Origin of the sequence: Mesorhizobium sp. BE184 (assembly GCF_031457045.1) — a bacterium.
Taxonomy (GTDB): Bacteria; Pseudomonadota; Alphaproteobacteria; order Rhizobiales; family Rhizobiaceae; genus Mesorhizobium.
Genome location: NZ_JAVDVU010000001.1, coordinates 1,194,415 through 1,218,107, shown reverse-complemented (window position 1 = coordinate 1,218,107; position 23,693 = coordinate 1,194,415). Strand labels below are relative to the sequence as shown.

At 61.8% G+C, this 23,693-nt stretch carries 26 protein-coding genes; 11 read left to right on the top strand and 15 right to left on the bottom strand.

Annotated features, from left to right (window positions below; all coding sequences use genetic code 11):
• Positions 1–5: 5 nt before the first annotated feature.
• The 4 genes from J2X35_RS06025 to J2X35_RS06010 all read right to left on the bottom strand — a co-directional run bounded on the left by J2X35_RS06025 (position 6) and on the right by J2X35_RS06010 (position 4,121).
• Positions 6–800 carry a transglutaminase family protein gene (locus J2X35_RS06025; RefSeq protein ID WP_310182980.1) on the bottom strand — a complete coding sequence of 265 codons (795 nt, stop codon included), beginning with the start codon at positions 798–800 and terminating at the stop codon, positions 6–8.
• Position 801: 1 nt separating this feature from the next.
• A complete protein-coding gene (locus J2X35_RS06020) occupies positions 802–1,743 on the bottom strand; it encodes an alpha-E domain-containing protein (protein ID WP_056109623.1) in 942 nt (313 codons plus the stop codon).
• 126 nt (positions 1,744–1,869) lie between these two features.
• Positions 1,870–3,282 (bottom strand): circularly permuted type 2 ATP-grasp protein, encoded by a 1,413-nt coding sequence (locus J2X35_RS06015; protein WP_056109622.1) that lies wholly within the window; start codon positions 3,280–3,282, stop codon positions 1,870–1,872.
• Positions 3,283–3,509: 227 nt separating this feature from the next.
• Positions 3,510–4,121: a thioredoxin domain-containing protein gene (locus J2X35_RS06010; RefSeq protein ID WP_056109620.1), complete on the bottom strand. Its 612-nt coding sequence runs from the start codon at positions 4,119–4,121 to the stop codon at positions 3,510–3,512.
• Positions 4,122–4,269: 148 nt separating this feature from the next.
• On the opposite strand from J2X35_RS06010, the gene J2X35_RS06005 reads away from it, so the two are divergent.
• The gene (locus J2X35_RS06005; protein ID WP_310182976.1) at positions 4,270–4,701 is read left to right on the top strand and encodes a DUF4864 domain-containing protein; all 432 of its coding nucleotides are present in this window, start codon (positions 4,270–4,272) and stop codon (positions 4,699–4,701) included.
• 2 nt (positions 4,702–4,703) lie between these two features.
• Here J2X35_RS06005 and tgt read toward each other — a convergent pair whose 3' ends face one another.
• Positions 4,704–5,834, bottom strand: coding sequence for a tRNA guanosine(34) transglycosylase Tgt (gene tgt / locus J2X35_RS06000; protein ID WP_310182975.1), 1,131 nt, complete (start codon positions 5,832–5,834; stop codon positions 4,704–4,706).
• Positions 5,831–6,910 carry a tRNA preQ1(34) S-adenosylmethionine ribosyltransferase-isomerase QueA gene (gene queA / locus J2X35_RS05995; RefSeq protein WP_310182974.1) on the bottom strand — a complete coding sequence of 360 codons (1,080 nt, stop codon included), beginning with the start codon at positions 6,908–6,910 and terminating at the stop codon, positions 5,831–5,833. Before queA ends, tgt begins: the two co-directional genes overlap by 4 nt.
• Positions 6,911–7,075: 165 nt before the next feature.
• Between queA and J2X35_RS05990 the strand changes: the two genes are divergently transcribed.
• Positions 7,076–7,720 (top strand): dihydrofolate reductase family protein, encoded by a 645-nt coding sequence (locus tag J2X35_RS05990; protein ID WP_310182972.1) that lies wholly within the window; start codon positions 7,076–7,078, stop codon positions 7,718–7,720.
• 8 nt (positions 7,721–7,728) lie between these two features.
• On the opposite strand, the gene J2X35_RS05985 is transcribed toward J2X35_RS05990, so the two are convergent.
• From J2X35_RS05985 to coaD, 4 genes are all read right to left on the bottom strand, one after another.
• A complete protein-coding gene (locus J2X35_RS05985; protein ID WP_056109609.1) occupies positions 7,729–8,178 on the bottom strand; it encodes a DMT family transporter in 450 nt (149 codons plus the stop codon).
• A gap of 18 nt (positions 8,179–8,196) precedes the next feature.
• Positions 8,197–8,709 (bottom strand): peptidylprolyl isomerase, encoded by a 513-nt coding sequence (locus J2X35_RS05980; protein ID WP_056109607.1) that lies wholly within the window; start codon positions 8,707–8,709, stop codon positions 8,197–8,199.
• Between the two features lie 152 nt (positions 8,710–8,861).
• Entirely contained in the window at positions 8,862–9,443 is a 582-nt protein-coding gene (locus J2X35_RS05975) for a peptidylprolyl isomerase (RefSeq protein ID WP_056109605.1), read from the bottom strand.
• Between the two features lie 15 nt (positions 9,444–9,458).
• A complete protein-coding gene (coaD, locus tag J2X35_RS05970) occupies positions 9,459–9,959 on the bottom strand; it encodes a pantetheine-phosphate adenylyltransferase (RefSeq protein ID WP_310182970.1) in 501 nt (166 codons plus the stop codon).
• A gap of 191 nt (positions 9,960–10,150) precedes the next feature.
• On the opposite strand from coaD, the gene J2X35_RS05965 reads away from it, so the two are divergent.
• Complete coding sequence (locus J2X35_RS05965; RefSeq protein WP_274533092.1) at positions 10,151–10,285, top strand: hypothetical protein; 135 nt, start codon at positions 10,151–10,153, stop codon at positions 10,283–10,285.
• 22 nt (positions 10,286–10,307) lie between these two features.
• Here the strand turns inward: J2X35_RS05965 and J2X35_RS05960 are convergent, their stop codons facing one another.
• Together J2X35_RS05960 and gyrA are read right to left on the bottom strand one after the other, a co-directional pair.
• A complete protein-coding gene (locus tag J2X35_RS05960) occupies positions 10,308–10,790 on the bottom strand; it encodes a GNAT family N-acetyltransferase (protein WP_310182968.1) in 483 nt (160 codons plus the stop codon).
• The gene (gene gyrA / locus J2X35_RS05955; protein WP_310182967.1) at positions 10,787–13,630 is read right to left on the bottom strand and encodes a DNA gyrase subunit A; all 2,844 of its coding nucleotides are present in this window, start codon (positions 13,628–13,630) and stop codon (positions 10,787–10,789) included. Before gyrA ends, J2X35_RS05960 begins: the two co-directional genes overlap by 4 nt.
• 253 nt (positions 13,631–13,883) lie before the next feature.
• Between gyrA and J2X35_RS05950 the strand changes: the two genes are divergently transcribed.
• A complete protein-coding gene (locus J2X35_RS05950) occupies positions 13,884–14,513 on the top strand; it encodes a MarC family protein (RefSeq protein WP_056109598.1) in 630 nt (209 codons plus the stop codon).
• A gap of 33 nt (positions 14,514–14,546) precedes the next feature.
• On the opposite strand, the gene J2X35_RS05945 is transcribed toward J2X35_RS05950, so the two are convergent.
• Together J2X35_RS05945 and ssb are read right to left on the bottom strand one after the other, a co-directional pair.
• Positions 14,547–14,972, bottom strand: a complete 426-nt coding sequence (locus J2X35_RS05945; RefSeq protein WP_310182964.1) for an OsmC family protein — start codon at positions 14,970–14,972, stop codon at positions 14,547–14,549.
• 84 nt (positions 14,973–15,056) lie between these two features.
• A complete protein-coding gene (gene ssb / locus J2X35_RS05940; RefSeq protein WP_056109595.1) occupies positions 15,057–15,575 on the bottom strand; it encodes a single-stranded DNA-binding protein in 519 nt (172 codons plus the stop codon).
• A gap of 239 nt (positions 15,576–15,814) precedes the next feature.
• Between ssb and J2X35_RS05935 the strand changes: the two genes are divergently transcribed.
• The 7 genes from J2X35_RS05935 (at position 15,815) to J2X35_RS05905 (ending at position 23,053) form a co-directional block, all read left to right on the top strand.
• The gene (locus tag J2X35_RS05935; RefSeq protein ID WP_310182962.1) at positions 15,815–16,129 is read left to right on the top strand and encodes a metalloregulator ArsR/SmtB family transcription factor; all 315 of its coding nucleotides are present in this window, start codon (positions 15,815–15,817) and stop codon (positions 16,127–16,129) included.
• Positions 16,126–16,590, top strand: a complete 465-nt coding sequence (locus tag J2X35_RS05930; protein ID WP_310182960.1) for an SRPBCC domain-containing protein — start codon at positions 16,126–16,128, stop codon at positions 16,588–16,590. Before J2X35_RS05935 ends, J2X35_RS05930 begins: the two co-directional genes overlap by 4 nt.
• A 27-nt stretch (positions 16,591–16,617) precedes the next feature.
• Entirely contained in the window at positions 16,618–17,223 is a 606-nt protein-coding gene (locus tag J2X35_RS05925) for an ATP-dependent Clp protease proteolytic subunit (RefSeq protein ID WP_310182959.1), read from the top strand.
• 89 nt (positions 17,224–17,312) lie between these two features.
• Positions 17,313–17,582 (top strand): hypothetical protein, encoded by a 270-nt coding sequence (locus J2X35_RS05920; RefSeq protein WP_310182958.1) that lies wholly within the window; start codon positions 17,313–17,315, stop codon positions 17,580–17,582.
• Positions 17,583–18,304: 722 nt separating this feature from the next.
• Positions 18,305–21,229 carry an excinuclease ABC subunit UvrA gene (gene uvrA / locus J2X35_RS05915; RefSeq protein WP_310182955.1) on the top strand — a complete coding sequence of 975 codons (2,925 nt, stop codon included), beginning with the start codon at positions 18,305–18,307 and terminating at the stop codon, positions 21,227–21,229.
• Between the two features lie 325 nt (positions 21,230–21,554).
• Positions 21,555–22,436 (top strand): SMODS domain-containing nucleotidyltransferase, encoded by an 882-nt coding sequence (locus J2X35_RS05910; protein WP_310182953.1) that lies wholly within the window; start codon positions 21,555–21,557, stop codon positions 22,434–22,436.
• A complete protein-coding gene (locus J2X35_RS05905; RefSeq protein WP_310182952.1) occupies positions 22,394–23,053 on the top strand; it encodes a hypothetical protein in 660 nt (219 codons plus the stop codon). The genes J2X35_RS05910 and J2X35_RS05905 overlap by 43 nt, the downstream gene beginning before the upstream one ends.
• A 50-nt stretch (positions 23,054–23,103) precedes the next feature.
• On the opposite strand, the gene J2X35_RS05900 is transcribed toward J2X35_RS05905, so the two are convergent.
• Complete coding sequence (locus J2X35_RS05900; protein WP_405023180.1) at positions 23,104–23,202, bottom strand: BrnA antitoxin family protein; 99 nt, start codon at positions 23,200–23,202, stop codon at positions 23,104–23,106.
• Positions 23,203–23,693 lie beyond the last annotated feature (491 nt).

Sequence of the window (23,693 nt, the reverse complement as noted above, 5' to 3'; positions counted from 1 at the left end):
GCGGATTACTGCTCTACCGTGATGGTGACCGCAAGCTGTTCCTGCCCCTGCCCCAGCCTAATCCCCGACACAGGCATGGCGTCCCGGTAGTCGCGACCGGTTGCGATCCGCACATAGCGCTCGTCCGGCGAAATGCAATTGGACGTATCGAAGGCGACCCATCCCAGCCCCTGCACATGCGCTTCCGCCCAGGCGTGGCTGGCGACCTGCGTGGCAACGCCATCGAGCATCAGATAGCCGCTGACGTAGCGGGCGGGAAACCCCAGCAGTCGCGCCGATGCGATGAAGATGTGGCTGTGATCCTGACACACGCCTGCTTCCAGAGCCACGGCCTCTTCGGCGGTCGTTTCGGAGTTGGTGTCGCCGAGCGTGTATTTCACCCGCTCGCTGATCGCGTTCATCAGCCGGTGAAGCGGCTCGACATCCGTGCCTTCGCCCACGGAAGCAGCGAGATCGCGAATGCGTTTGCCGGGCGCGGTCAGCGGCGTTTCGGATGTGAAGAGCCATAGAGGCGCGAAACCCTGATGCGGGCCAAAAACGCCCGCCTTGTTGAAGGTCTCGACCTCGCCGGCTGTTTCTATGGCGATAATGCTCGATCCGCTCTCGACGCTCAGCAGGCGCGTGTCGTTGCCAAAATGGTCGAGAAAGCGGACTTCCTCGCGCGCACCTTCCACGTTCAGCGCCCATTTGCCCACTGTTTGCAGCGCACTGCTGGCAGGGAAGAGCCGCAGCCGCTGCAAGGCATACGGCACCGGCATTTCGTAGCTATATTCGGTCCTGTGGCTGATTTTCAGGCGCATCTCAGTAGAACCGGTAGTTCTGTGCGATTTCGTCGCCCACGCGGGTATTGTCCCGGATGAAATCCACCAGGAACTCGTGCAAGCCGGTGTCGAATATATCCTTGATCGAGCCGGTCCTCAGCATCGCGTGGGTTCGCTCCGCCGTCTGATGGCAGGCGTGGCGTTCGCCGTAGTCGTCGCTCAGGAATTTCAGATGTTCGGCGATGAAACGGTAGCAGAATGTCAGCGAGCGGGGCATCCGCACATTGAGGATCAGATAGTCGGCAATGTTGGTCGGCTTGTAGTCCGCATCGTAGACCCAACGGTACGAGCGATGCGCCGAGACCGATCGCAGGATCGATTCCCACTGGTAGTTGTCGAGCGTCGACCCCACCCACGAGATCGACGGCAGCAGGACGTAATATTTGACGTCGAGGATGCGGGCCGTGTTGTCGGCGCGCTCGACATAGGTACCAAGCTGGGAGAAGTCGAAAATCTCGTTGCGCAGCATGGTCCCGTAGAACGAGCCGCGGATAATCGCCGTCTCGCGCTTGATGGCGTCCAGAACCGTCGGCAGGTCGCGTTCGTCGATGGGTTTTGCCAGGATGCGCTTCAGCGACATCCAGGCGTCGTTGATGCTCTCCCAGGTCTCGCGGGTCAGCGCCGTTCTCACCATGCGCGCGTTGTGGCGGGCGGTTTCGATCGACGACATGACGCTGGACGGGTTCGACGTATCGCGCAGCAGGAAATCAGAGGCGTGGCCGACGGTGTAGTCCTTGTATTTCTGCGCAAAGGCCTGTTCGGAACCGGCGCTGAGGAGAACGGAGTGCCATTCTTCCGAGGTGCTTTGCGTCCGCGTCAGCGCCATGCGCAATCCTGCGTCGACAAGGCGCGCCATGTTCTCGGCCCGCTCGATGTAGCGGTTCATCCAGTAGAGCCCGTTGGCTGTGCGGCCTAGAAGCATTGGAAATCTCGGCAGTGGGCAGTCGGCAATCGGCAATCGTTACTATTTGTCCTTGCGGATCCCGCAGGAAATTCTGGACCAAAGCCCCATCGTGCCGATTGCCGATTGCCGATTGCCGACTGCCTATCAATCATCCAGCACCCACGTATCCTTCGTCCCGCCGCCCTGCGATGAATTGACGACCAGCGATCCCTCCTTCAGCGCCACGCGGGTCAAGCCGCCCGGCACGATCTGGATACGGTCAGACACCAGCACGTAAGGCCGCAGATCGACATGGCGCGGCGCCAGGCCTTTCTCGGTGAGGATCGGGCAGGTGGAAAGCGCCAGGGTTGGCTGGGCGATGTAGTTCCACGGTCTTGCCGCCAGTTTCCTGGCGAAATCCGCGCATTCTTTTTTTGTGGCCGTGGGGCCGACGAGCATGCCGTAGCCTCCGGAACCATGCACCTCCTTGACCACCAACTCGGCAATGTGCTCCAGCACGTATTTCAGGCTGTCAGGCTCCGAGCAGCGCCAGGTGGGGATGTTGCCGAGGATCGCCTTGCGGCCGGTATAGAACTCGATGATTTCCGGCATGTAGGAATAGATCGCCTTGTCGTCGGCGATGCCTGTTCCCGGTGCGTTGGCGATGGTGATGTTGCCGGCGCGGTAGACGTCCATGATGCCGGGCACGCCGAGCGCCGAATCCGGCCGGAACGTCAACGGATCGAGGAAAGCGTCATCGACGCGGCGATAGAGCACGTCGATCTGCTTGTAGCCTTCGGTGGTGCGCATGGTGACATGCCCATCGACCACGCGCAGGTCCGATCCTTCAACCAGCTGGACGCCCATCTGGTCGGCGAGGAATGCGTGCTCGAAATAGGCGGAATTGTAGCTGCCCGGCGTCAGCACCGCGATGGTCGGCGCGCCCTTGGCGCTTTGCGGCCGGACAGCCGCCAGCGATTGCCTGAGCAACTGCGGATAGTTCTCGACGGGGCGCACCTTGATCTTCTGGAACAGCTCCGGGAAGAGCTGCATCATCGTTTCCCGGTTCTCCAGCATGTAGGAGACGCCGGAGGGCGTGCGGGCATTGTCCTCCAGCACGTAGAATTCGTTTTCGTTGATGCGGACAATGTCGACGCCGATGATGTGCGTATAAACGCCGGTAGGCGGACGCACGCCGATCATCTCCGGCAGGAACGCCGCGTTTCTGGCGATCAACTCTTTCGGCACACGCCCGGCGCGCAGGATTTCCTGGCGATGGTAGATATCGTCGAGGAAGGCGTTCAGGGCCTGGACGCGCTGCTCGATGCCCTGTGTCAGCCTGCGCCATTCACTGCCGGAAATGATGCGCGGTACGATGTCGAACGGAATAAGCCGTTCGCTGGCTTCCAGCTCTCCGTAGACGGCAAAGGTGATGCCGGTCTTGCGGAAGACCCTTTCGGCGTCCTCCTTCTTCTGGGTCAGTCTGGCGGGGTCTTGTTCTTTCAACCAGCGATCATACGCCGAATAGGGCCTTCGCGGTCCCGATTCCTCTGGAAGCATTTCGTCGAAAGCGACCAATCGCGTACTCCCCTATGCCGCCATTTGACATGACCTCGACGGGGAAAATCAAGCGTAATCGACCATTTAGGGCCATCGCACCGGCGACTGGCGAAAATTGCCTAAAATTTGGGCGGCCTGTCCGCATCGGGGTCAGTTCGTGCTTTCGGGCGGTGCAGAGCGAGAAGCGGCAACAACAGGCAGTCATGTCGTCCGGCGCCGGTGCACTTTCGCCGGAGGGAGGTCGGTCATGTTGCCCGGGCCTTCGCGACCGCATCTTTCAACTCCGCCAGCGGCAGGCCACGCTTGTACAACGTGCCGCCAACAACCAGAGCGGGCGTGCCCCTGAGCTGGAAATCGGTAGCCTGCGCGTCATTGCGGGCAAGCACGGCGCCGATGAGACCACGCTTGCCCTCGGCTGCCTGACGCAGGGTTCCGGCATCCATACCTGCCGATGCGACGATGGCGTCGGTGCGGCGGCTTGAGAGCTGGTGCTGGTTTTCCATCAGCGCGGCGACGACCGCGCCATAATTCTGCCCGGCTGCAAGCGTCAGCGAGGCTGCGTCGCGCGACGCTTCGCCGAAAATCGGCCAGTCCTTCATGACCAGCCGGACGTTGTCATCCTCGGTCAGCAGCTTCCGCAATTCCTGAAAGCAGAGTTTGCAGATCGGGCACTGGTAATCGACGAACTCAACGATTGTGACATTGCCGTACGGGTTGCCAAGTGCGGGAATGTCCGGATCGAAAGCGACCTGATCGATGGTGATCCCGGCCCTCGCCCAACCAGGCATCGAGGCTGCGACGGCAAGGCCGATGGCGCCAGACATCAGCCTGCGGCGGCCGACTACGAGATCGGACATGGTTCGTCCCCTGAATTGTCTTCCCCGCAATCAGGATGAAAGCATAGCCTTAAGGTGGGCTTAATCGCGTATTGCCGGAGCTATAGTGTGAAACCGGACCGGCCGCGGGTACGTATCAGATAGTGGATACAATCAGGATTTCGGTTCGATGCTGAAAAGCCGTGCTTTACGCCTCGTCCTGTTCGCGCTCGCCGGTCTGGTCATGGCGTTTTCGGCCATGGCGGGCGAAGCCGAAATCAAATCGGCCCAAAAGACCATCGACAGCCAGCTGAAAGCTTTCCAGCAGGACAATGGCGCGCTGGCCTACAGTTTCGCAGCGCCGAACATCACCCGCATGTACCCGACGCCCGAGGCTTTCATCGGCATGGTGACGAACGGCTATCCGCCGGTGCGCAAGCCGCAGAGTTTTGCCTTCGGCAAGTCGCAGGAGACAGGACCGACATCGGTCGTCCAGCAGGTGATGATCGTCGGTCCCGACGGCAAGGACTATGAAGCCGTCTACATGCTGGAGCTACAGCCGGACGGCGTCTATCGCATCACCAGTTGCAGCCTGCGGGCGGCGGTCTCCACCAGCGTCTGAAATCAGAGCGCCGGAATATCGCCGCGCGCCCAGCCCTCGCTGATTTCCGCCGCCTGTGCCTCGAAATTCCTGGCTTCGATGGCGCCGCGTATGTCCTGCATGAGCGATTGGTAATATGCCAGATTGTTCCAGGTCAGCAGCATGGCGCCGAGCGCCTCCTGCGAACGGACCAGATGATGCAGGTAGGCGCGCGAATAGTCCCGCGACGCCGGGCAATCGCTTTCCTCGTCCAGCGGACGCGGGTCTTCGGCGTGGCGGGCGTTCTTAAGATTGACCTTGCCGCGCCGTGTGTAGGCAAGCCCGTGGCGCCCTGCCCGCGTCGGCATCACGCAGTCGAACATGTCGATGCCCCGCGCCACGGATTTCAGGATGTCATCCGGCGTGCCGACGCCCATCAGGTAGCGCGGCTTGTCCGCCGGCAGTTCGGGACAGGTGATGTCCAGCATGTCGAGCATCACCGCCTGCGGCTCGCCGACGGCAAGGCCGCCAACGGCGTAGCCCTTCAGATCCAAGGCTGACAGCGCCTGCGCCGAGCGGACGCGTAACGCGGCGATGTCGCCGCCCTGGACAATGCCGAACATCGCCTTGCCGGGCTGGACGCCGAATGCGGTCTTGCACCGTTCGGCCCAACGCAGCGACAACTCCATGGCGCGCTCGATTTCCTCCGGCGTCGCCGGCAGCGCCGTGCATTCGTCGAGCTGCATCTGGATGTCGGAATCGAGCAGGCCCTGGATTTCGATCGAGCGCTCGGGCGTCATCTCGTAGGCGACGCCATCGATATGCGAACGGAAAGTGACGCCCTTTTCCGTCAGCTTGCGCAAGTTCGACAGCGACATGACCTGGAAGCCGCCGCTGTCGGTCAGGATCGGACCCTGCCAGCGGCCGAACTCGTGCAGGCCGCCGAGCCGGGCGACGCGTTCCGCGCCCGGCCGCAGCATCAAATGGTAGGTATTGCCGAGGATGATGTCGGAACCCAGGTCGCGGACCTGGTCCATATACATGGCCTTGACCGTGCCGCCGGTTCCCACCGGCATGAAGGCCGGCGTGCGGACGGCGCCGCGCGGCATGGAGATTTCGCCGCGCCTTGCCTTGCCATCGGTGGCGAGCAGGCGAAAAGTGAAGTCCGGCGTCATTGCTGGTCAGTCCTGTAAAGCAAGCTTGCGTCCCCGTAGGAGTAGAATCTGTAGCCGCCTTCGATGGCGTGCCGATAGGTATCTTGCATCGTCTCCAGGCCGCAAAACGCAGACACCAGCATGAACAGGGTCGAGCGCGGCAGATGGAAATTCGTCATCAGCATGTCGGCAACCTTGAACCGGTAGCCGGGCGTGATGAAAATGTCGGTCGGCCCTGACCATTCAGCGACCCTGCCATCCGAACGCGCCGCGCTTTCCAGCAGCCGAAGCGAGGTCGTGCCGACGCAGACAATGCGTGAGCCGCGCGCCTTCGCGTCGTTCAGCGCCGCCGCCACGTTGGCGGACACGGTGCCCGTCTCGGCGTGCATCTTGTGGTCCGCCGTGTCGTCGGCCTTGACCGGCAGGAAGGTGCCTGCCCCGACATGCAGCGTCACGAACCGGCGTTCGATGCCCCTGGCGTCGAGGGCGGCGAAAAGCTCCGGCGTGAAATGCAGACCGGCGGTGGGCGCGGCGACAGCGCCTTCCTCGCGCGCATAGACGGTCTGGTAGTCGCTGCGATCGCGTTCGTCGTCGTCGCGCTTGGAGGCGATGTAGGGCGGCAGCGGAATATGCCCGACCGCGTGCAGCGCCTCGTCCAGAAACGCACCCGAAAGATCGAAGCCGAGCAGCACCTCGCCGCCCTCGCCTTTTTCGATCACCGTCGCGTCGAGTTGGCCGAGAAAGCAGGAGTTGCCGTCATGGCCGAAATGGATGCGGTCGCCGGCGGCGACGCGCTTTCCCGGCCGCATGAAGGCCCGCCATTGCTCTGGCGCCACCCGCATGTGGAGCGTCGCCTCGACCTGGGCCACCGCGTCGCCGCGGCGACGGACCCCCTTCAGCTGCGCCGGTATGACCTTGGTATCATTGAAGACGAGCACGTCCCCGGCTTCGAGAAGCGAGGGCAAGTCACGCACCACGCCGTCCTTCAGCCCCTCACCCGGCTTTACCACCAGAAGGCGCGCACTGTCGCGCGGCTCGGCCGGGCGAAGCGCGATCCTCTCTTCCGGCAGGTCGAAATCGAACAGATCCACTTTCATGCCAGCGGCAATAGCCCGAACTCTGCCCGTCTGCCACCGCATTCTGACCTCACGGCCAGCTGGAAACCGTTGTGTGTCAGCAGAAGTCAGCTTTCTGCTCGCACCGATTGCGAAACGCAATCGGTTTCGTTAAGCCAGCATTGGAACACAAGGCTGGAGCCAACTATGTCCAAGGTACGCGTTTGCGGATTCGCCATTTCACTCGACGGTTTTGGCGCCGGACCCGAACAGAGCCTGCAGAACCCGCTCGGCAAACGCGGCGAGGAACTGCATCAATGGTTCTTCCCGACGAAAACCTTCCGCGCCATGGTTGGCAAGGAAGGCGGAACGACCGGCATCGACGAACAATACGGGGCCGCTGCCATGTCGGGTTTCGGCGCGTTCATCCTCGGCCGCAACATGTTCGGACCGATCCGCGACGAATGGCCGGACGATGTGTGGAAAGGCTGGTGGGGTAACAATCCGCCCTACCATGCGCCGACCTTCATCCTGACGCATTATCCACGCGCGCCGATCGTGATGGAGGGCGGCACGACGTTCTATTTCGTGACGGAAGGCATCGAGGCGGCGCTGGAGCAGGCGAAGGCCGCCGCTGGCAAGCTCGACGTCAAGATCGGCGGCGGCGTCTCGACCGTGCAGCAATATCTGCGCGTCGGCGCCATCGACACCATGCATCTGGCGGTATCGCCTGTCGTGATCGGCCGTGGCGAAGCGCTTTTTGCCGGCATCGACCTGCCGGCGCTCGGCTATGCGGTGACGGACCGGACGGAAGGCGAGTTGGCGACGCATATCGTCATATCGAAGGGCTGAGTGTCCGGTCAGTAAAGCCGCACGAGCAGCGCGCCGATCAACAGAAGCGCCGCGCCGGCCAGCCGGCCGAGCGAGATTTCGCGCACCGCCATGCCGAGGAAGCCGATGCGGTCCAGCACCATGCCGGCGGTCAGTTGCCCGGCGACGAGAAACGCCATCAGCGCGGCCGCGCCGATCTTCGGCGTGAGGATGGTCGAAAGCGTCACATAGAAAGCGCCAAGCACGCCGCCGGCGACAAACAGCCACGGCGCCGGCGCCTTCCAGTCCAGCGATATGCCCTGGAAGCGCACCAGCGCCACCGTGATGATGCCCAGCACGATGGCGCCCGATAGAAACGAGAAGGCGGCGGCGGCCACGGGCAGGCCGAGGCCGCGCGCCAGTTGCGAGTTGATCGGCGCCTGGATGGCGATGAATGCGCCCGACAATATGCCGAGCAGCGACCAGACAAGCCCCATCATCGCTCTGCCCCGTTCTGCTTACTTCACGTCCGCCGCGACCTTGAGCGACACGATCTTGTCGGGGTCCTGCACCGGCTCGCCGCGCTTGATCTTGTCGACATTGTCCATGCCTTCGATGACCTGGCCCCAGACCGTGTACTGGCGATTCAGGAAGGCGGCGTCGTCGAAGCAGATGAAGAACTGCGAGTTGGCCGAATTCGGATTCTGCGAACGGGCCATCGAGCATGTGCCGCGGCCGTGATTGGCGTTGGAGAACTCAGCCTTCAGGTCCGGCTTGTCGGAACCGCCCATGCCTGCGCGGGAAGGAGCAAATGAAGACGACGAGGAATTGCCGAACTTCACGTCGCCGGTCTGCGCCATGAAGCCGTCGATGACGCGGTGGAAGACGACGCCGTCATAAGCGCCTTCGCGGGCCAGTTCCTTGATGCGGGCGACATGGCCGGGCGCCAGGTCGGGAAGCATTTCGATGACGACGTTGCCCTGGGTCGTCTCCATGATGAGCGCGTTTTCGCGATCCTTGATGTCGGCCATATCGAGTTCCTTTCAAAAATTGATCGGCAGTGGGGAATTAGGCAGTCGGCAGTAGGCAGTAGGCAGTCGAGAGAGTAGCAAGTGGAAAAAGGCAGCGTTTTCTTCTAAACGAAGAGCTCTCCAACTGCCGATTGCCGACTGCCGATCTCCCGTTATTTGTCGGAAGCGATGCGCACCTTGATCATGCGGTCGGGGTCGGAAACAACCCCGTTTTGCGCCGAATCGCCTTTTTTGATCTTGTCGACGAGATCCATGCCGCTCTCGACCTCGCCAATGATCGTGTACTGGCCATCGAGCGAATCCGCTGTGTCGAACATGATGAAGAACTGCGAATTGGCCGAGTTCGGGTCCTGCGAACGGGCCATGCCCAGCACGCCGCGGACGAAATGCTCCTTGGAGAATTCGGCCGGCAGGTCGGGCAGGTCCGAGCCGCCGGTGCCGACGGCGTCGGCGCTGTAGCCGTCCTTCATGTCGCCGTAACGCACGTCGCCGGTCTGCGCCATGAAGCCGTCGATGACGCGGTGGAACGCGACGTTGTTGTAGGCGCCCTCGCGCACCAGCTTCTTGATCTGCTCGACATGCTTGGGCGCAAGATCGGGCCGCAGAGCGACGGTCACGTCGCCGTCCTTCAGTGTGATGACCATCGTGTTGTCGGGCTCCGCCGCGAAGGCGGCAGCACCGGCGAACATGCCGGCAAGAAGGACGAGACAGGCGGCGAGCCTTTTGAAAAGCATGGATTTTCTCCGAAATTATCTGGCGAATTTGGCCGTGAGCGCGCCGGCCACCACCGCCGGCACGAAGGGGCGGATATCGCCTCCCATCGAGGCTATCTGGCGGACAAGTGTGGCGGTAATGGTTCGCACCGAGGGGCTGGCGGGCAGGAAAACAGTCTGCAATTCCGGCGCCATGGTCTCGTTCATGCCGGCCATCTGCATCTCGTAGTCGAGGTCGGTGCCGTCGCGCAGGCCGCGGATCATGATCGATGCGCCATGCTTCTTCGCCGCATCGATCACCAGCCCGTCGAAGGAAACGACCCTGATGCGCGCGCCATCCTTTCCGAGTTCCGACTTCGCGGCGGCCTCGATGAGCTTCACCCGATCCTCGAACGAAAACAGCGGCTTCTTGCCGGGATGCATGCCGATCGCCGCATAGATCGTGTCGGCGACGGCGAGCGACGCCTTCAGCACATCCAGGTGACCGTTGGTCAGCGGGTCGAAGGAGCCGGCATAGAGGGCGATGCGATCAGTCATGCAGCCTGCTTCTAGCTGCCCCTTCGGTCAAAGGCAATTCCGCCCGCAACGCTCTCGTGAACCTTTCGGCAACCATGAACGACAGATGAACGGGCCGATCACGAAGCTTTCACTCACAGTTCACTACCTTGCCTCTTCATTAGATGAAACCAAAGCCCCATCTGATCGTTGTAAGGCGCAGGAGAACCAAAATGATGATCTTCATGCTAGCTGCCGCAATGACTGTCGCCATGCTGATCGCTACCGTCTTCGGTCTGCATCAGGAAGCCGAACGTGTGAAACTGCACGCCCGCCGGACGGACCGCTTCGGCCCGCGCCGCTACTGACCCGCCCCGTTCGCCGCGCCGCCTAAACGCGCAGGCGCTTGATCATATCCACGACCGTCCATCCCGGACGCACCGGATTGGGCCGGCGGCCAGTTTCGACAAACCCAAGCGACCGGTAGAGCGCAATGTTCCGCTCCATCCGCGCATTGGTATACAGCCGAACTTCGCTGAGCCCCGCTTTCGCTGCCTGTTCCTCGGCAAAGCCCAGAAGCCGGACACCCAGCCCCAAACCCTGGCTCGATGGTGCGACCGCGACGCTGAACACCATCACATGATCCGGATGGGTTTCCAGCACGATGAGACCCGAAAGTCCGCCCGCAGCCCCCTCTGGGCCGTCATCGAGCAGCCAGATTTCCTCGCGGTCGATGCGCGGACGATAATCCTCCGTCACCGGCAAAGGCGGCGCGCCGAGAAGCGCGGTGTAAGGGCTGTAGGCCGCCCGCGTCAGCTCTTCAATCGCCGCAAGGTCGGCGGCCAGGGCCAGGCGCGGCGCGGAAACAGTCAAGCCTCCGGGCCGCCATCCGTTGCCCCGGCCGAACCGTCGCCGGGTCCTTCGCCGCCAGCGTTCGTCTCGCCGGCTTCGCCGGCCGGCAAGGCATCTTCGTCCTCGCCCTGCGGTTCGGAGATACGCTCGACCGAGACCACTTTCTCGCCTTTCGCAGTGTTGAAGATGGTCACGCCCTTGGTAGCGCGGCTGGCGAATCGAATGCCGTGGACCGGCACGCGAATGACCGTGCCGCCATCCGAAACCAGCATGATCTGGTCATCGTTGGCGACCGGGAAGGTTGCGACCAGCCGGCCGATTTCATCGACTTTCGACACGTCCGTGGCGCGGATGCCCTTGCCGCCGCGGCCGGTCAGCCTGAAATCATAGGACGACGACCGTTTGCCGTAGCCGAACTCGGTGACGGTCAAAACGAACTGCTCGTGCGCCTTCAGTTCCGCGTAGCGCTCCGGTGACAGGTCGCCGATTTCACCCACGTCCTCATTGGTCAACGCGATCTCTTCTTCGCCGCCCGTCTCGACTTCCATGCCGGCAGCCAAAGCCGCGGCCTTGCGTTCGGCAACGGCCTGCTTGAGATACCCGGCGCGTTCGGCCGGATCGGCTTCCACGTGCTCGATGATGGCCATCGAGATGACCCGGTCGCCTTCAGCCATCGAGATGCCGCGCACGCCAACCGAATTGCGGCTCTGGAAGACGCGCACATCGTCGACACGGAACCGGATGCATTGGCCGGAACTCGCTGTCAGAAGCACATCGTCATTGTCGGTGCAGGTTTCGACGCCGAGGATCTCGTCGCCTTCCTCCTCCAGCTTCATGGCGATCTTGCCATTGCGGTTGACCTGGACGAATTCGCTCAGCTTGTTGCGGCGCACCGTGCCGCGCGTGGTGGCGAACATGACGTCGAGTTCGCCCCAGCTCGCCTCGTCCTCGGGCAGCGGCATGATGGTGGTGATGCGCTCGCCCTGCTGCAATTGCAGCAGGTTGATCAGCGCCTTGCCGCGCGACTGCGGATTGCCGATCGGCAGGCGCCAGACCTTTTCCTTGTAGACGATGCCGCGCGAGGAGAAGAACAGCACCGGCGTATGCGTGTTGGCGACGAACAGCCGGGTGACGAAATCCTCGTCCTTGGTCGACATGCCCGAGCGGCCCTTGCCGCCGCGGCGCTGCGCCCGGTAGAGCGACAGCGGCACGCGCTTGATGTAGCCCGAATGGCTCACGGTGACGACCATGTCCTCGCGCTGGATCAGGTCTTCGTCGTCCATGTCGGCCGCGCCGTCGAGCAGTTCGGTGCGCCGCGGCGTGCCGAACTCGTCCCGCACGGCTGCCAGTTCGTCCTTGACGATCTGCTGGATGCGCGCCCGCGAGGACAATATGTCAAGGTAATCAGAGATTTCCGCGCCGATCTTGTTCAATTCGTCGGCGATTTCATCGCGGCCAAGCGCCGTGAGGCGCGACAGCTGCAGCGCGAGAATAGCGCGCGCCTGCTCCTCGGAAAGATTGTAGGTGCCGTCGTCGTTGATGCGGTGGCGCGGATCGTCGATCAGCCGGATCAGGGACTCGACATCCGCCGCCGGCCAGCGCCGGGTCATCAACTGCTCCCGCGCGGTGGTGGGATCCGGCGCGCCGCGGATCAGCTTGATGACCTCGTCGATGTTGGCGACGGCGATGGCGAGACCGACCAGGATATGGGCGCGGTCGCGAACCTTGCGCAGCAGGAATTTGGTGCGGCGGCTGATCACCTCTTCGCGGAAGGATACGAAGGCCTTCAGCATGTCGAGCAGCGTCATGACTTCGGGCTTGCCGCCGTTCAGCGCCACGACGTTGGCGCCGAATGAAGTCTGAAGCGGCGTATAGCGGTAAAGCTGGTTCAGGATGACGTCGGCGACGGCGTCGCGCTTCAGCTCGATGACGACGCGGTAGCCCTGCCGGTCGCTTTCGTCGCGGATGTCGGAAATGCCTTCGATGCGCTTGTCGCGCACCAGTTCGGCCATCTTCTCGATCATCGACGATTTGTTCACCTGATAGGGAACTTCGGTGATGACGATGGCTTCCCGGTCGTTGGCTCGTTGCTCGATTTCGACGCGCCCGCGCATCAGGATCGAGCCGCGGCCCGTCGCATAGGCGCTCTCGATGCCCGCGCGCCCGATCACCAGGCCGCCGGTCGGAAAGTCCGGACCGGGGATGATCTCCATCAGCCGCGGCAGGCCGATCGCCGGGTCGTCGATCAGCGCGATGGCGCCGTTGCAGACTTCGGACAAATTGTGCGGCGGAATGTTCGTCGCCATGCCGACGGCGATGCCGCCGGAGCCATTGACCAGAAGATTGGGAAAACGCGCCGGCAAGACTTTCGGTTCGCTGCCCGACGCATCGTAGGTGTCCTGGAAGTCGACGGTCTCCTTGTCGATGTCCTCGAGCAGCTCATGCGCGACCTTGGTCAGGCGCGATTCCGTGTAGCGCATCGCCGCCGGCGGGTCGCCGTCGATGGAGCCGAAATTGCCCTGCCCGTCGATGAGCGGCACGCGCAGCGACCAGTCCTGCGCCATGCGCACCAGGGCGTCATAGATCGAGGCGTCGCCATGCGGATGGTACTTACCCATCACGTCGGCGACCGGACGGGCCGACTTCACATATTTGCGGTTCCAGTGATAGCCGCTCTCATGCGCCGCATAGAGGATGCGCCGGTGAACGGGCTTCAGCCCGTCGCGGACGTCCGGCAGCGCGCGCGACACGATCACGCTCATCGCGTAATCGAGATAGGAGCGCTGCATCTCCTCGATGATCGAGATCGGCTCGATGCCGGAAGGACCCTGCGGCCCGAGCGGTGTCTTCTGGTCGTTCAAAATGCGTCACACGAAAGAGGGAATCACAGGCCTTTTATATAGGAAGCCGCTGGATTTCTCCAATGGCGCGGCAGCTTTTCCAGAACTGATTTTCCACGAAGATTCAAATGGATGGGCGATTTTCGAGCGGACGCTGCGGCAACCTATCGCGATTGGCGCAGGCGCCGGAGCCGATTGGCGCGCGGCGTTCGACGTGACTGGACTGGCGCGCAAGCCGCGATCACGCTAGCCTGACCGCCAGAGGGTCTGGCCCATGTCCAGTTTCGACAGTCTTTTCAATGCTTTCGTGACCATTCTCGTGACGATCGATCCACCGGGTCTGGCGCCGCTTTTCCTGGCGATCACGCGCGGCATGAACCGCGACGAGCGCCGGCAGGTCTCCATTCGCGCCTCGGTGATCGGCTTTCTCGTGCTGGCGCTGTTCGCGCTGGCGGGTGCGTCGATCCTGTCGGTATTCGGCATCACCCTGCCCGCTTTCCGGGTGGCGGGCGGCTTCCTGCTGTTCTTCATCGCCTTCGAGATGGTTTTCGAGCGGCGTCAGGACCGCAAGGAGAAGATCGGCGACGTCGCCATTACCCGCGACCACATCCACAACCTCGCCGCCTTTCCGCTGGCGATCCCGCTGATCGCCGGACCCGGCGCGATTTCCGCCACGGTGCTGCTTTCCGGTTCGTTTCAGGGCGTTGCCGCGCAGATGGCGCTGGTCGGCATCATTTTCCTGTGCCTGGCCATCACCTATGCGGTGTTCCTGCTGGCCGAGCGCGTCGATGGCATACTCGGTCAGACCGGCCGCTCCATCCTGACGCGGCTGCTGGGCGTCATCCTCGCGGCGCTGGCGGTGCAGTTCGTCGCCGACGGCGTGAAGGCGCTGATGGCGGGGTGATATGCCTCTACCGGGACCAGCCTGTCCGGGGACCTACTTCGCCGACGTGTCGACCACCTCGAAATCATGGGTAATCGCAGCGGTCCTGGCCATCATCGCCGAGGCGGAGCAGTATTTGTCGATCGACAGATCGACCGCGCGCCTGACCTTGTCGAGGGAAAGCGCCCGTCCGCTGACGATGAAATGCATGTGGATGCGCGTGAACACCTTCGGGTCGATTTCGGCCCGGTCGGCGTCGAGCTCGACCACGCAATCCTCGACCGCCTCGCGGCCTTTTTCGAGGATATGCACGACATCATAGGCTGAACAGCCGCCGGTGCCGATCAGCACGAGTTCCATCGGGCTCGGTCCCGGCGTCGCACCGCCGGGCGCTGACGCCGTACCGAGGACCAGCTTGTGGCCGGAGCCCGACTCGCCGACGAAAGTCCGTTCCTCGACCCACTTGACCCGTGCCTTCACCGAATATCCCTCAAGCCAGGCGCCACCAGGTTAAGCGACTGCGCCACCCTTATGGAGACCGCAAACGGTCCCGCGCAGCGTCGATCAGAACGGGATTTCGTCGTCCAGATCGCGCGAGCCACCACCGCCACTGCGATTGCCGCCGCCGCCCGAACCGCGGCCACCGAAATCGTCGCCGCCGCCGGGACCCGACTGGCCGAAGCTGTCACGACCGCCGCCGGAATAGCCGCCGACCTGACCGCCCTCGCCCTGGCCGCGCGAATCCAGCATCTGCAGTTCGCCGCGGAATTTCTGCAGCACGATCTCGGTTGTATAGCGTTCGACGCCGTCCTTTTCCCATTTGCGGGTCTGCAGCGCGCCTTCGAGATAAACCTTCATGCCCTTCTTCAGGTACTGCTCGGCGACCTTGGCCAGATTGTCATTGAAGATGACGATGCTGTGCCACTCGGTCTTTTCCTTGCGTTCGCCCGAATTCTTGTCGCGCCAGCTTTCCGAGGTCGCAATCCGCAGATTGACCACCGGTTCGCCTGAGTTCAGCCGGCGGATTTCCGGGTCGGCGCCGAGATTGCCCACCAGAATGACCTTATTGACGCTGCCCGCCATCACACTTCTCCACGCTCATCCGAAATCGATTTGATCCACGCACCTTACAGGCTGCGCGCAGCGCGTGCCTGCCAGGAGGCAGTTTTACCCACAATGTTTTTGTTCCCTTTATGTTCTATTCAATCCGCACCTGCTTTGTCAAGGAAATGTCAGCAGAGTCAAAGGCCAGTCCGTTAGGAAGCGATACAAGCTGTTCTCGCCGCTTGCCAAACGAATAAGTTTGCACTTATGCTTCTGCCATGATCGAAGCAGAGATATTCCGCGCCCTGGCCGACCCGACCCGGCGCGCGCTGTTCGAGCGGCTGGCCGGCGGCGAGATGACCGTATCGCAGCTGCGCGATGGCACGTCGGTGACGCAGCCGGCCGTATCGCAGCATCTGGCCGTGCTGCGCGGCGCCGGGCTGGTTCAGGAACGCCGCGCCGGCCGCAACGCCTACTACCGGGCTGATCCGGACGGGCTTGGGCCGCTGCTCGGCTGGATCGAGCGCTACCGCGCCTTCTGGCCGGCGCATGTGGAAAAACTGAAGACGATGCTGAAGGAGATGGATCAATGACCGAGAAGCCCGCCGCGCCGATCGTTGTCGAATGCGACCTGGCCGAGCCGCCGGAAAAGGTCTGGCGGGCGCTCACCGTGCCCGAGCTTTTGGCTGCGTGGCTGCTGCCCAATGACATGGATCCCGCCATCGAGGCCGGCAGCCGCTTCCAACTGCGTCCCGGCGCGGCGCCGATAGAATGCGAGGTTCTTGAGGCCGATCCCTGCCGATTGCTGCGCTATTCCTGGCGTGAACGGGACGACCGTGAAAACGGCGACGCCTCCGGCATCGACAGCACCGTCAGTTTCGAGCTTGCCCGTTCCGCCTCCGGCGGCACCCGCCTGCGCATCGTGCATGGCGACTTCGCCGCCATTCCCGCGGTCGCGCTGGCCGGCGTTCCGACTTGCCGTCTCACCCTCTCGGGCAAGCCACGGCCACGGCCGGCTCCAGCCAACACGATCATGCTTTTGCGCGCGGCCTGAGCGCCGCCAACGAACGGAGAACCGACAATGAGCGGCCTTGCCAACCTGGTGCCGATGGTGATCGAGCAATCGAGCCGTGGCGAACGCGCCTTCGACATTTTCTCGCGGCTGCTGCGCGAGCGCATCATCTTCATCAACGGCCAGATCGAAGACGGCATGGCGGCGCTGGTGTGCGCGCAAATACTGTCGCTGGAGGCGGACAATCCCGACAAGGAAATCTCCCTCTACATCAACTCGCCCGGCGGTGTGGTCACCAGCGGCTTCGCCATCTACGACACCATGCGCTATGTGCGCTGCCCGATCTCGACCGTCTGCATGGGCTTTGCCGCGTCGATGGGATCGTTCCTGCTGATGGCGGGCACGCCGGGGCGGCGCATCGCCCTGCCCAACGCGCAGATCGTCGTGCACCAGCCGCTGGGCGGTTTCCAGGGCCAGGCCTCGGACATCGAGCGCCACGCCGAAAATATCCTCAAGATCAAGCGCCGCATGATCCGGCTCTATTCGGAGCATTGCGGCCGCACGCTGGAGGAGGTGGAGCGCACGCTCGACCGTGATTATTTCATGACCGCCGAGGAGGCCCGGGCATGGGGCGTCGTTGACCATGTCTATGACACACGCAAGGCCGCGGCGTAGGCGGCGTTTCTATCTTCGTTCGCCAGCCAGACCAGCTCCTGTTGCGGAAGCCACTGGCCCTGAACCGCTCGAACCGTTATGCTTTACCGATGAGCGCAACAATCCTTACCGCGCGCGCCTGCGCGTTTGTGCTGGCGGCTTTTGTCGCCGGTTACGCCCATGCGGGCGAGAAGCCGGTGTCCGGTACTTTGCCCGGGGTCGAGGGCGATTATCGCATCGTCAAGCCGGCTGAACCGGAGCCGGACTTACAGCCTGCCGAAGATGGCCGGTACAAGGTTGGCAATTTCGATGTGCGCATATCCGGTTTCGTCCGCGCAGAGGCTGGCTTCGGCAACGAGTTCGAGCTGAAGAAGAAATAAGACCGCCGCTCGCGATCGAGCCGTCAACCTCCTGCCAATGATGTGCGGGGCCTGCGTAAAAGCCCATTGCTGCAACGAAAACGGCCCCGCCGCTGCATTTGCAAAGCGGTCGGGGCCTTATGAGATCAACTCATTTTTGCCGGGAGTGTTTTACCGGCGTTATTTTTCGGATGCGCCGCGGGTTCAGCCGCTGATCCGACTATCGTTTCTCAATGTGGGGGATTTCGACGAACCGACATGGCCTAGCCGGTCGGCGTGGCAATTTCAGGTTCGCCGCGGCTCCAGCGAAACGTGGAGCCGGCTGGGACTGTCCGGTGGGGTCATACCTCGCTCCCTTGCTCGTTGCTCTTGTGTCGTTGGAGGCGCCTATTCGTAGCCTGCGGCGTCTCGCAGACGGCCTGTTGCGGCTCGAAGATCGCCCTGCTGGCGATCGGCCTCATCGACGGAAATAAATCTGGACCCGCGCCGAAGCCGGGTCAAGTGTCGAGCGACGGATGGGAGAAAAAGTGATCGGTCGCGTCAGGCGTCCGGGACGGACTTCCTGCCAACACGCTGTCAGCAAGTCGTTCGACCTTTGTTCTTTTTGCTTGCCGCATCCCGCCAAAGGCGGTTAAACGCGCTGGGGCGGTTGCGGCATCTCGACGTAGCGGCAAAACTACCTACATCAGGGGAACGGCGGCATCCGCCAATCCGGCAATCAGATATCGAGGCGGCGGACCGGCATGGCCGACCACAAATACATTTCCATTCGCGGCGCGCGCGAACACAATCTCAAGAATGTCGACCTCGACCTGCCGCGGGATTCGCTGGTGGTGATGACCGGGCTTTCCGGTTCGGGCAAGTCGTCGCTTGCCTTCGACACGATCTACGCCGAAGGCCAGCGCCGCTATGTCGAGAGCCTCTCGGCCTATGCGCGCCAGTTCCTCGAGATGATGCAGAAGCCGGACGTCGACCAGATCGACGGGCTGTCGCCGGCCATTTCCATCGAGCAGAAGACCACCTCGAAGAATCCGCGCTCGACCGTCGGCACGGTCACCGAGATCTACGACTACATGCGCCTGCTGTTCGCGCGCGTCGGCGTTCCCTATTCGCCCGCCACCGGCCTGCCCATCGAAAGCCAGACGGTCAGCCAGATGGTCGACCGCGTGCTGGCGCTGGACGAAGGCACGCGCCTGTTCATCATGGCGCCCATCGTGCGCGGCCGCAAAGGCGAGTACCGCAAGGAATTGCTGGAACTGCAGAAGAAAGGCTTCCAGCGCGTCAAGGTCGACGGCGCCTTCTACGAGATCGCCGACGTTCCGGCGCTGGACAAGAAATACAAGCACGACATCGACGTTGTGGTGGACCGTATCGTGGTGCGCGGCGACCTTGCCACGCGGCTGGCGGATTCGATCGAGACGGCGCTGAAGCTGGCCGAGGGCCTGGCGGTGGCCGAGTTCGCCGACAGGCCGCTCGACGCCAGCCAGACCGGCGAGGACGCGGTCAACAAATCCGCCAACGAGACGCATGAGCGCCTGCTGTTCTCGGAAAAGTTCGCCTGTCCGGTGTCCGGGTTTACGATTGCGGAAATCGAGCCGCGGCTGTTCTCCTTCAACAACCCCGCCGGCGCCTGCCCGACCTGCGACGGGCTGGGCAGCCAGCGCGCCATCGACCCGATGCTGATCGTCCCCGACGAGAACCTGTCGCTGCGCGACGGCGCCATCGCGCCATGGGCGAAGTCGTCCTCGCCCTATTACGCGCAGACGCTGGAGGCGCTGGGCAAGGCCTATGGCTTCAAGCCCGGCGACAAGTTCAGGGACCTCGGCGCCGAGGCGAAAGAGGCAATCCTGCGCGGCACCGGCGCGCGCGAGGTGGCGTTCCAGTATGATGACGGCCTGCGCTCCTACAAGACGACCAAGACGTTCGAGGGCGTCATCCCCAACCTGGAGCGGCGCTGGAAGGAAACCGAATCCGCATGGATGCGCGAGGAGATCGAGCGCTTCATGTCGGCCACCCCCTGCCCGGCCTGCAACGGCTACCGGCTGAAGCCGGAAGCGCTGGCGGTGAAGATCGCCGGCAAGCACATCGGCGAGGTGACCGAACAGTCGATCCGCAAGGCCGACAAATGGTTCACCGAGCTGCCGTCGCAGATGAACGACAAGCAGAACGAAATCGCCGTGCGGGTGCTCAAGGAAATCCGCGAGCGGCTGCGGTTCCTCAACGATGTCGGGCTTGATTACCTGACGCTGGCGCGCAATTCCGGCACGCTGTCGGGCGGCGAGAGCCAGCGCATCCGCCTCGCCAGCCAGATCGGTTCCGGCCTCACCGGCGTGCTCTACGTGCTGGACGAGCCATCCATCGGCCTGCACCAGCGCGACAATGCCCGCCTGCTCGATACGCTGAAGCACCTGCGCGACATCGGCAACACCGTCATCGTCGTCGAGCATGACGAGGACGCCATCCTGCATGCCGACTATGTGGTCGACATAGGCCCCGCCGCCGGCATCCATGGCGGCGAGGTGATCGCCAGGGGCACGCCGAACGAGATCATGGCCAACCCCAATTCGATCACCGGCAAGTATCTGTCGGGCGAACTGGAAATCGCCACGCCGGCGGCGCGCCGTCCCGGCAAGAAGGGCAAGCGCATCAGGATCGTCGGCGCGCGCGGCAACAATCTGAAAAACGTCACCGCCGAGATTCCGCTCGGCACCTTCACCGCCGTCACCGGCGTGTCGGGCGGCGGCAAGTCGACCTTCCTGATCGAGACGCTGTTCAAGGCCGCCTCGCGCCGCATCATGGGCAGCAGAGAGCATCCGGCCGACCACGACCGCATCGAGGGCCTGGAATTCCTCGACAAGGTCATCGACATCGACCAGTCGCCGATCGGCCGCACCCCTCGCTCCAACCCCGCCACCTACACCGGCGCCTTCACGCCCATCCGCGACTGGTTCGCCGGCCTGCCGGAGGCCAAGGCGCGCGGCTACCAGCCGGGCCGTTTCTCGTTCAACGTCAAGGGCGGCCGCTGCGAGGCCTGCCAGGGCGACGGCGTCATCAAGATCGAGATGCATTTCCTGCCGGACGTCTACGTCACCTGCGACGTCTGCCACGGCAAGCGCTACAACCGCGAGACGCTGGACGTCACCTTCAAGACCAAGTCGATCGCCGACGTGCTCGACATGACGGTGGAGGAAGGCGTCGATTTCTTCGCCGCGGTGCCCGGCGTGCGCGACAAGCTGCAGACGCTGAAGGATGTCGGCCTTGGCTACATCCATATCGGCCAGCAGGCCAACACGCTGTCGGGCGGCGAGGCGCAGCGCATCAAGCTGGCCAAGGAGCTGTCGCGCAAGGCGACCGGCAAGACGCTCTACATCCTCGACGAGCCGACCACCGGCCTGCACTTCCACGACGTCGCCAAGCTGCTGGAAGTGCTGCAGGAACTGGTCGACCAGGGCAACACGGTGGTCGTCATCGAGCACAATCTCGAAGTCATCAAGACCGCCGACTGGGTGCTCGACCTCGGCCCCGAAGGCGGCGACGGCGGCGGCGAACTGGTGGCGAGCGGGACGCCGGAAGAGATTGTCGCGGAAAAGCGCAGCTATACCGGGCAGTTCTTGAAGGAACTGCTGGAGCGCCGGCCGGGGGCGAAGCGAAGGGTGGCGGCGGAGTAGGTCGCGTTCCTGTGGATCGCGATATTCCACTCTTGTTCTCTTTATGTACTTTATATATTCTGTGACCACAGTTTGCGGGGCAAAACTATGGCGCAATTTAAGTACGCACAGTATCTCCAGAAAAGCGATCATGCCGAATACGACGCAGAACATCCTCCAGGTACCATAGCTGCGAACTCAGGCATTTACCGATGCAAGCACTGCGGTGACGAAATCGCTGCAAACAAAGGAAATCCGTTACCACCCCAGAATCATCACCAGCATAATCCGCCCGCACCTATTCGCTGGACCCTACTTGTGTTCGCGCAGCAGAAGTGAGGATGGAATGTGGATAGCTGTCACGAAACGGTTTTCCGAATTCAACGACAATATTGTTCTGACAGATAGTCAGATCGACGATGGCGACAGCAAATGTCGTGGAATCACGTCTGCACTGAATTCGAAATATTGGAGCAGCGATAGTGAGGACGTTCACAAGCTAGTAGTAGGTTCGTGGGGAAAAAGCACCGCAGTGCGGCCACCTTATGATGTCGATATGTTTTTTGTGTTGCCCAACACGGAGTATTTCAGGGTTGATGCCCTTGGAGGAAATAAGCAATCCACCTTATTGCAGGAAGTGAAGACTGCTCTTGAACCATTTTATCCGCAGACGACGATGCGTGGCGATGGCCAGGTCGTACAAGTGAAGTTCAACACACTAATGATCGAGGTGGTGCCAGCGTTCGAACTAGATGACACGCATTACAGAATCTGTGACACAAATGATGGCGGTTCTTGGAAAGACGTTGATCCCGTAGGTGAGATCTCGCGTTTAAATCAATCCAATACGGCGAGCAGCTACAACACAAAGAAACTCGTTCGGATGTTTAAAATCTGGCGGGATGAGTGTGGCGTCCCACTGAAATCCTACGTGCTCGAGACACTAACTGCAGATTTTCTGAACACATCGAAGTGGGCAAATTGCTCATACTTCTATTACGATTGGCTCGTTCGAGATTTCTTCGAATATCTGATCGGGTTATCTAATACTTATATTTGGACGCTAGATGGGCATCTTCACTGGCTTGATGACAGTTGGAAGAGCCGGGCGGAAAGTGCATGGGATCGAGCCAGAAAAGCATGCGATTTTGAGACAATCGACCTGGTCGATGCGGCCGGTGAAGAATGGCAAAAGATTTTCGGATATTGGATTGCAAAGTCGCCATGACATCTCGGCTAAAAAGCATCTTAGAGGAATGTGAAGATCAGCAGGAGAACTGCAGTTACACCTCAACGTCGCTTACAATTTGGCTAAGAGTTGTCCGAAGAAGGAAAGCGTTTTTCATCGTAGTTCCCATCGTACTGGGAGGCTTCGCAGGCTGGTCATTTTTGCAAGAAGGCGAATGGTCATGGATCGCTCCTTTTCTTGCAATCGTCGCGGGCTTTTTTCCTGCGATCATCGAGTCACTAAAAATGGATTCTCAGATCGCGGATATCGGAAGACTCGCTGGAACATTTAAGGCGTTGCGCGATGATTTTCGCAAGTTGCGCAAAATTGTAGCTCCAATCGACGAGCAAGAGGCTTTGTCGAAATTGGGTGAGTTGATGGAGCGACTTAATACTGCCCGGAGCGAACCGCTTATCGCACCTGAGTGGGCATTCGAGATAGCTCGCCACAAAATAATGCGTGGCGATTACTCGAATTTGAATGACAACTCTGATTCAAAAAGCAGTAAAAAGTCTCGCACTTTGTTGAGCTGGATTTGGTCCCAGGTTCCGGGTGATCCATTGAGCCGGCGAATTGGCCTTGTCCTATCCTACTTTAGATCTTGGTTGCCGTTCTAAGGCGTGACTAGATCGTACGATTCTTTTGCCTGGGTGCCGCTGATGGACCCTCACCCCTTTAACCGCTCCGCCATCTTCGTCCGCCAGTCATTACCCTTCGCCTTCCAGCGCTCCAGCACGTCCGGCGGCAAACGCACCGTGACCGCCACCAACTTGTCGGCCTTGCGCGCCGGCCGAGCTTCTTTCTGGCCTCTTTCACAGCTTCGAAAAACTCGGCGGGCAAGACTGCTTTCGCCGGCGCAACGAGGCGATTTCTTCCTTAGTCAGCGGCAGGCTGTCCACTGCGTCCCAATCCGCCTTTGTTTAGCACCGCCCCGGCTTGAATGTTTTTGCGCCATCAGATCAGTTTCCTTTCTTGACGCTTTTGCGAGCCGTCACGCCTTTATCTCCCCCTCCTTGCGGGGGAGAAAGCAAATCAGCACCTTAGCGAAGCTAAGTGCTAGATTTTGCAAGAGAGGGGCTTTGGAGCGTGATGAACTTGCCCCTCACTTACGATTTCTAACACTTAGGCCGTGAAGAACTCGCCGAAGATGTTGAAATCGCTTTCTCTCCCGCAAGGGGAGAGATAACCAGCCGCGCCGCTCGACAATTTCCCATCCACGCCCCTCCCCGCTCCCCCATACTCCTCCTCCCCGGAGGA

What these genes read in the sequence shown, in the direction of transcription:
- J2X35_RS06025 (WP_310182980.1), bottom strand. Translation starts at nt 800, where the DNA reads ATGCGCCTGAAAATCAGCCACAGGACCGAATATAGCTACGAAATGCCG.
- J2X35_RS06020 (WP_056109623.1), bottom strand. Translation starts at nt 1,743, where the DNA reads ATGCTTCTAGGCCGCACAGCCAACGGGCTCTACTGGATGAACCGCTAC.
- J2X35_RS06010 (WP_056109620.1), bottom strand. Translation starts at nt 4,121, where the DNA reads ATGTCCGATCTCGTAGTCGGCCGCCGCAGGCTGATGTCTGGCGCCATC.
- J2X35_RS06005 (WP_310182976.1), top strand. Translation starts at nt 4,270, where the DNA reads ATGCTGAAAAGCCGTGCTTTACGCCTCGTCCTGTTCGCGCTCGCCGGT.
- tgt (WP_310182975.1), bottom strand. Translation starts at nt 5,834, where the DNA reads ATGACGCCGGACTTCACTTTTCGCCTGCTCGCCACCGATGGCAAGGCA.
- queA (WP_310182974.1), bottom strand. Translation starts at nt 6,910, where the DNA reads ATGAAAGTGGATCTGTTCGATTTCGACCTGCCGGAAGAGAGGATCGCG.
- J2X35_RS05990 (WP_310182972.1), top strand. Translation starts at nt 7,076, where the DNA reads ATGTCCAAGGTACGCGTTTGCGGATTCGCCATTTCACTCGACGGTTTT.
- J2X35_RS05985 (WP_056109609.1), bottom strand. Translation starts at nt 8,178, where the DNA reads ATGATGGGGCTTGTCTGGTCGCTGCTCGGCATATTGTCGGGCGCATTC.
- J2X35_RS05980 (WP_056109607.1), bottom strand. Translation starts at nt 8,709, where the DNA reads ATGGCCGACATCAAGGATCGCGAAAACGCGCTCATCATGGAGACGACC.
- J2X35_RS05975 (WP_056109605.1), bottom strand. Translation starts at nt 9,443, where the DNA reads ATGCTTTTCAAAAGGCTCGCCGCCTGTCTCGTCCTTCTTGCCGGCATG.
- coaD (WP_310182970.1), bottom strand. Translation starts at nt 9,959, where the DNA reads ATGACTGATCGCATCGCCCTCTATGCCGGCTCCTTCGACCCGCTGACC.
- J2X35_RS05965 (WP_274533092.1), top strand. Translation starts at nt 10,151, where the DNA reads ATGATGATCTTCATGCTAGCTGCCGCAATGACTGTCGCCATGCTGATC.
- J2X35_RS05950 (WP_056109598.1), top strand. Translation starts at nt 13,884, where the DNA reads ATGTCCAGTTTCGACAGTCTTTTCAATGCTTTCGTGACCATTCTCGTG.
- ssb (WP_056109595.1), bottom strand. Translation starts at nt 15,575, where the DNA reads ATGGCGGGCAGCGTCAATAAGGTCATTCTGGTGGGCAATCTCGGCGCC.
- J2X35_RS05935 (WP_310182962.1), top strand. Translation starts at nt 15,815, where the DNA reads ATGATCGAAGCAGAGATATTCCGCGCCCTGGCCGACCCGACCCGGCGC.
- J2X35_RS05930 (WP_310182960.1), top strand. Translation starts at nt 16,126, where the DNA reads ATGACCGAGAAGCCCGCCGCGCCGATCGTTGTCGAATGCGACCTGGCC.
- J2X35_RS05925 (WP_310182959.1), top strand. Translation starts at nt 16,618, where the DNA reads ATGAGCGGCCTTGCCAACCTGGTGCCGATGGTGATCGAGCAATCGAGC.
- J2X35_RS05920 (WP_310182958.1), top strand. Translation starts at nt 17,313, where the DNA reads ATGAGCGCAACAATCCTTACCGCGCGCGCCTGCGCGTTTGTGCTGGCG.
- uvrA (WP_310182955.1), top strand. Translation starts at nt 18,305, where the DNA reads ATGGCCGACCACAAATACATTTCCATTCGCGGCGCGCGCGAACACAAT.
- J2X35_RS05910 (WP_310182953.1), top strand. Translation starts at nt 21,555, where the DNA reads ATGTGGATAGCTGTCACGAAACGGTTTTCCGAATTCAACGACAATATT.
- J2X35_RS05905 (WP_310182952.1), top strand. Translation starts at nt 22,394, where the DNA reads ATGGCAAAAGATTTTCGGATATTGGATTGCAAAGTCGCCATGACATCT.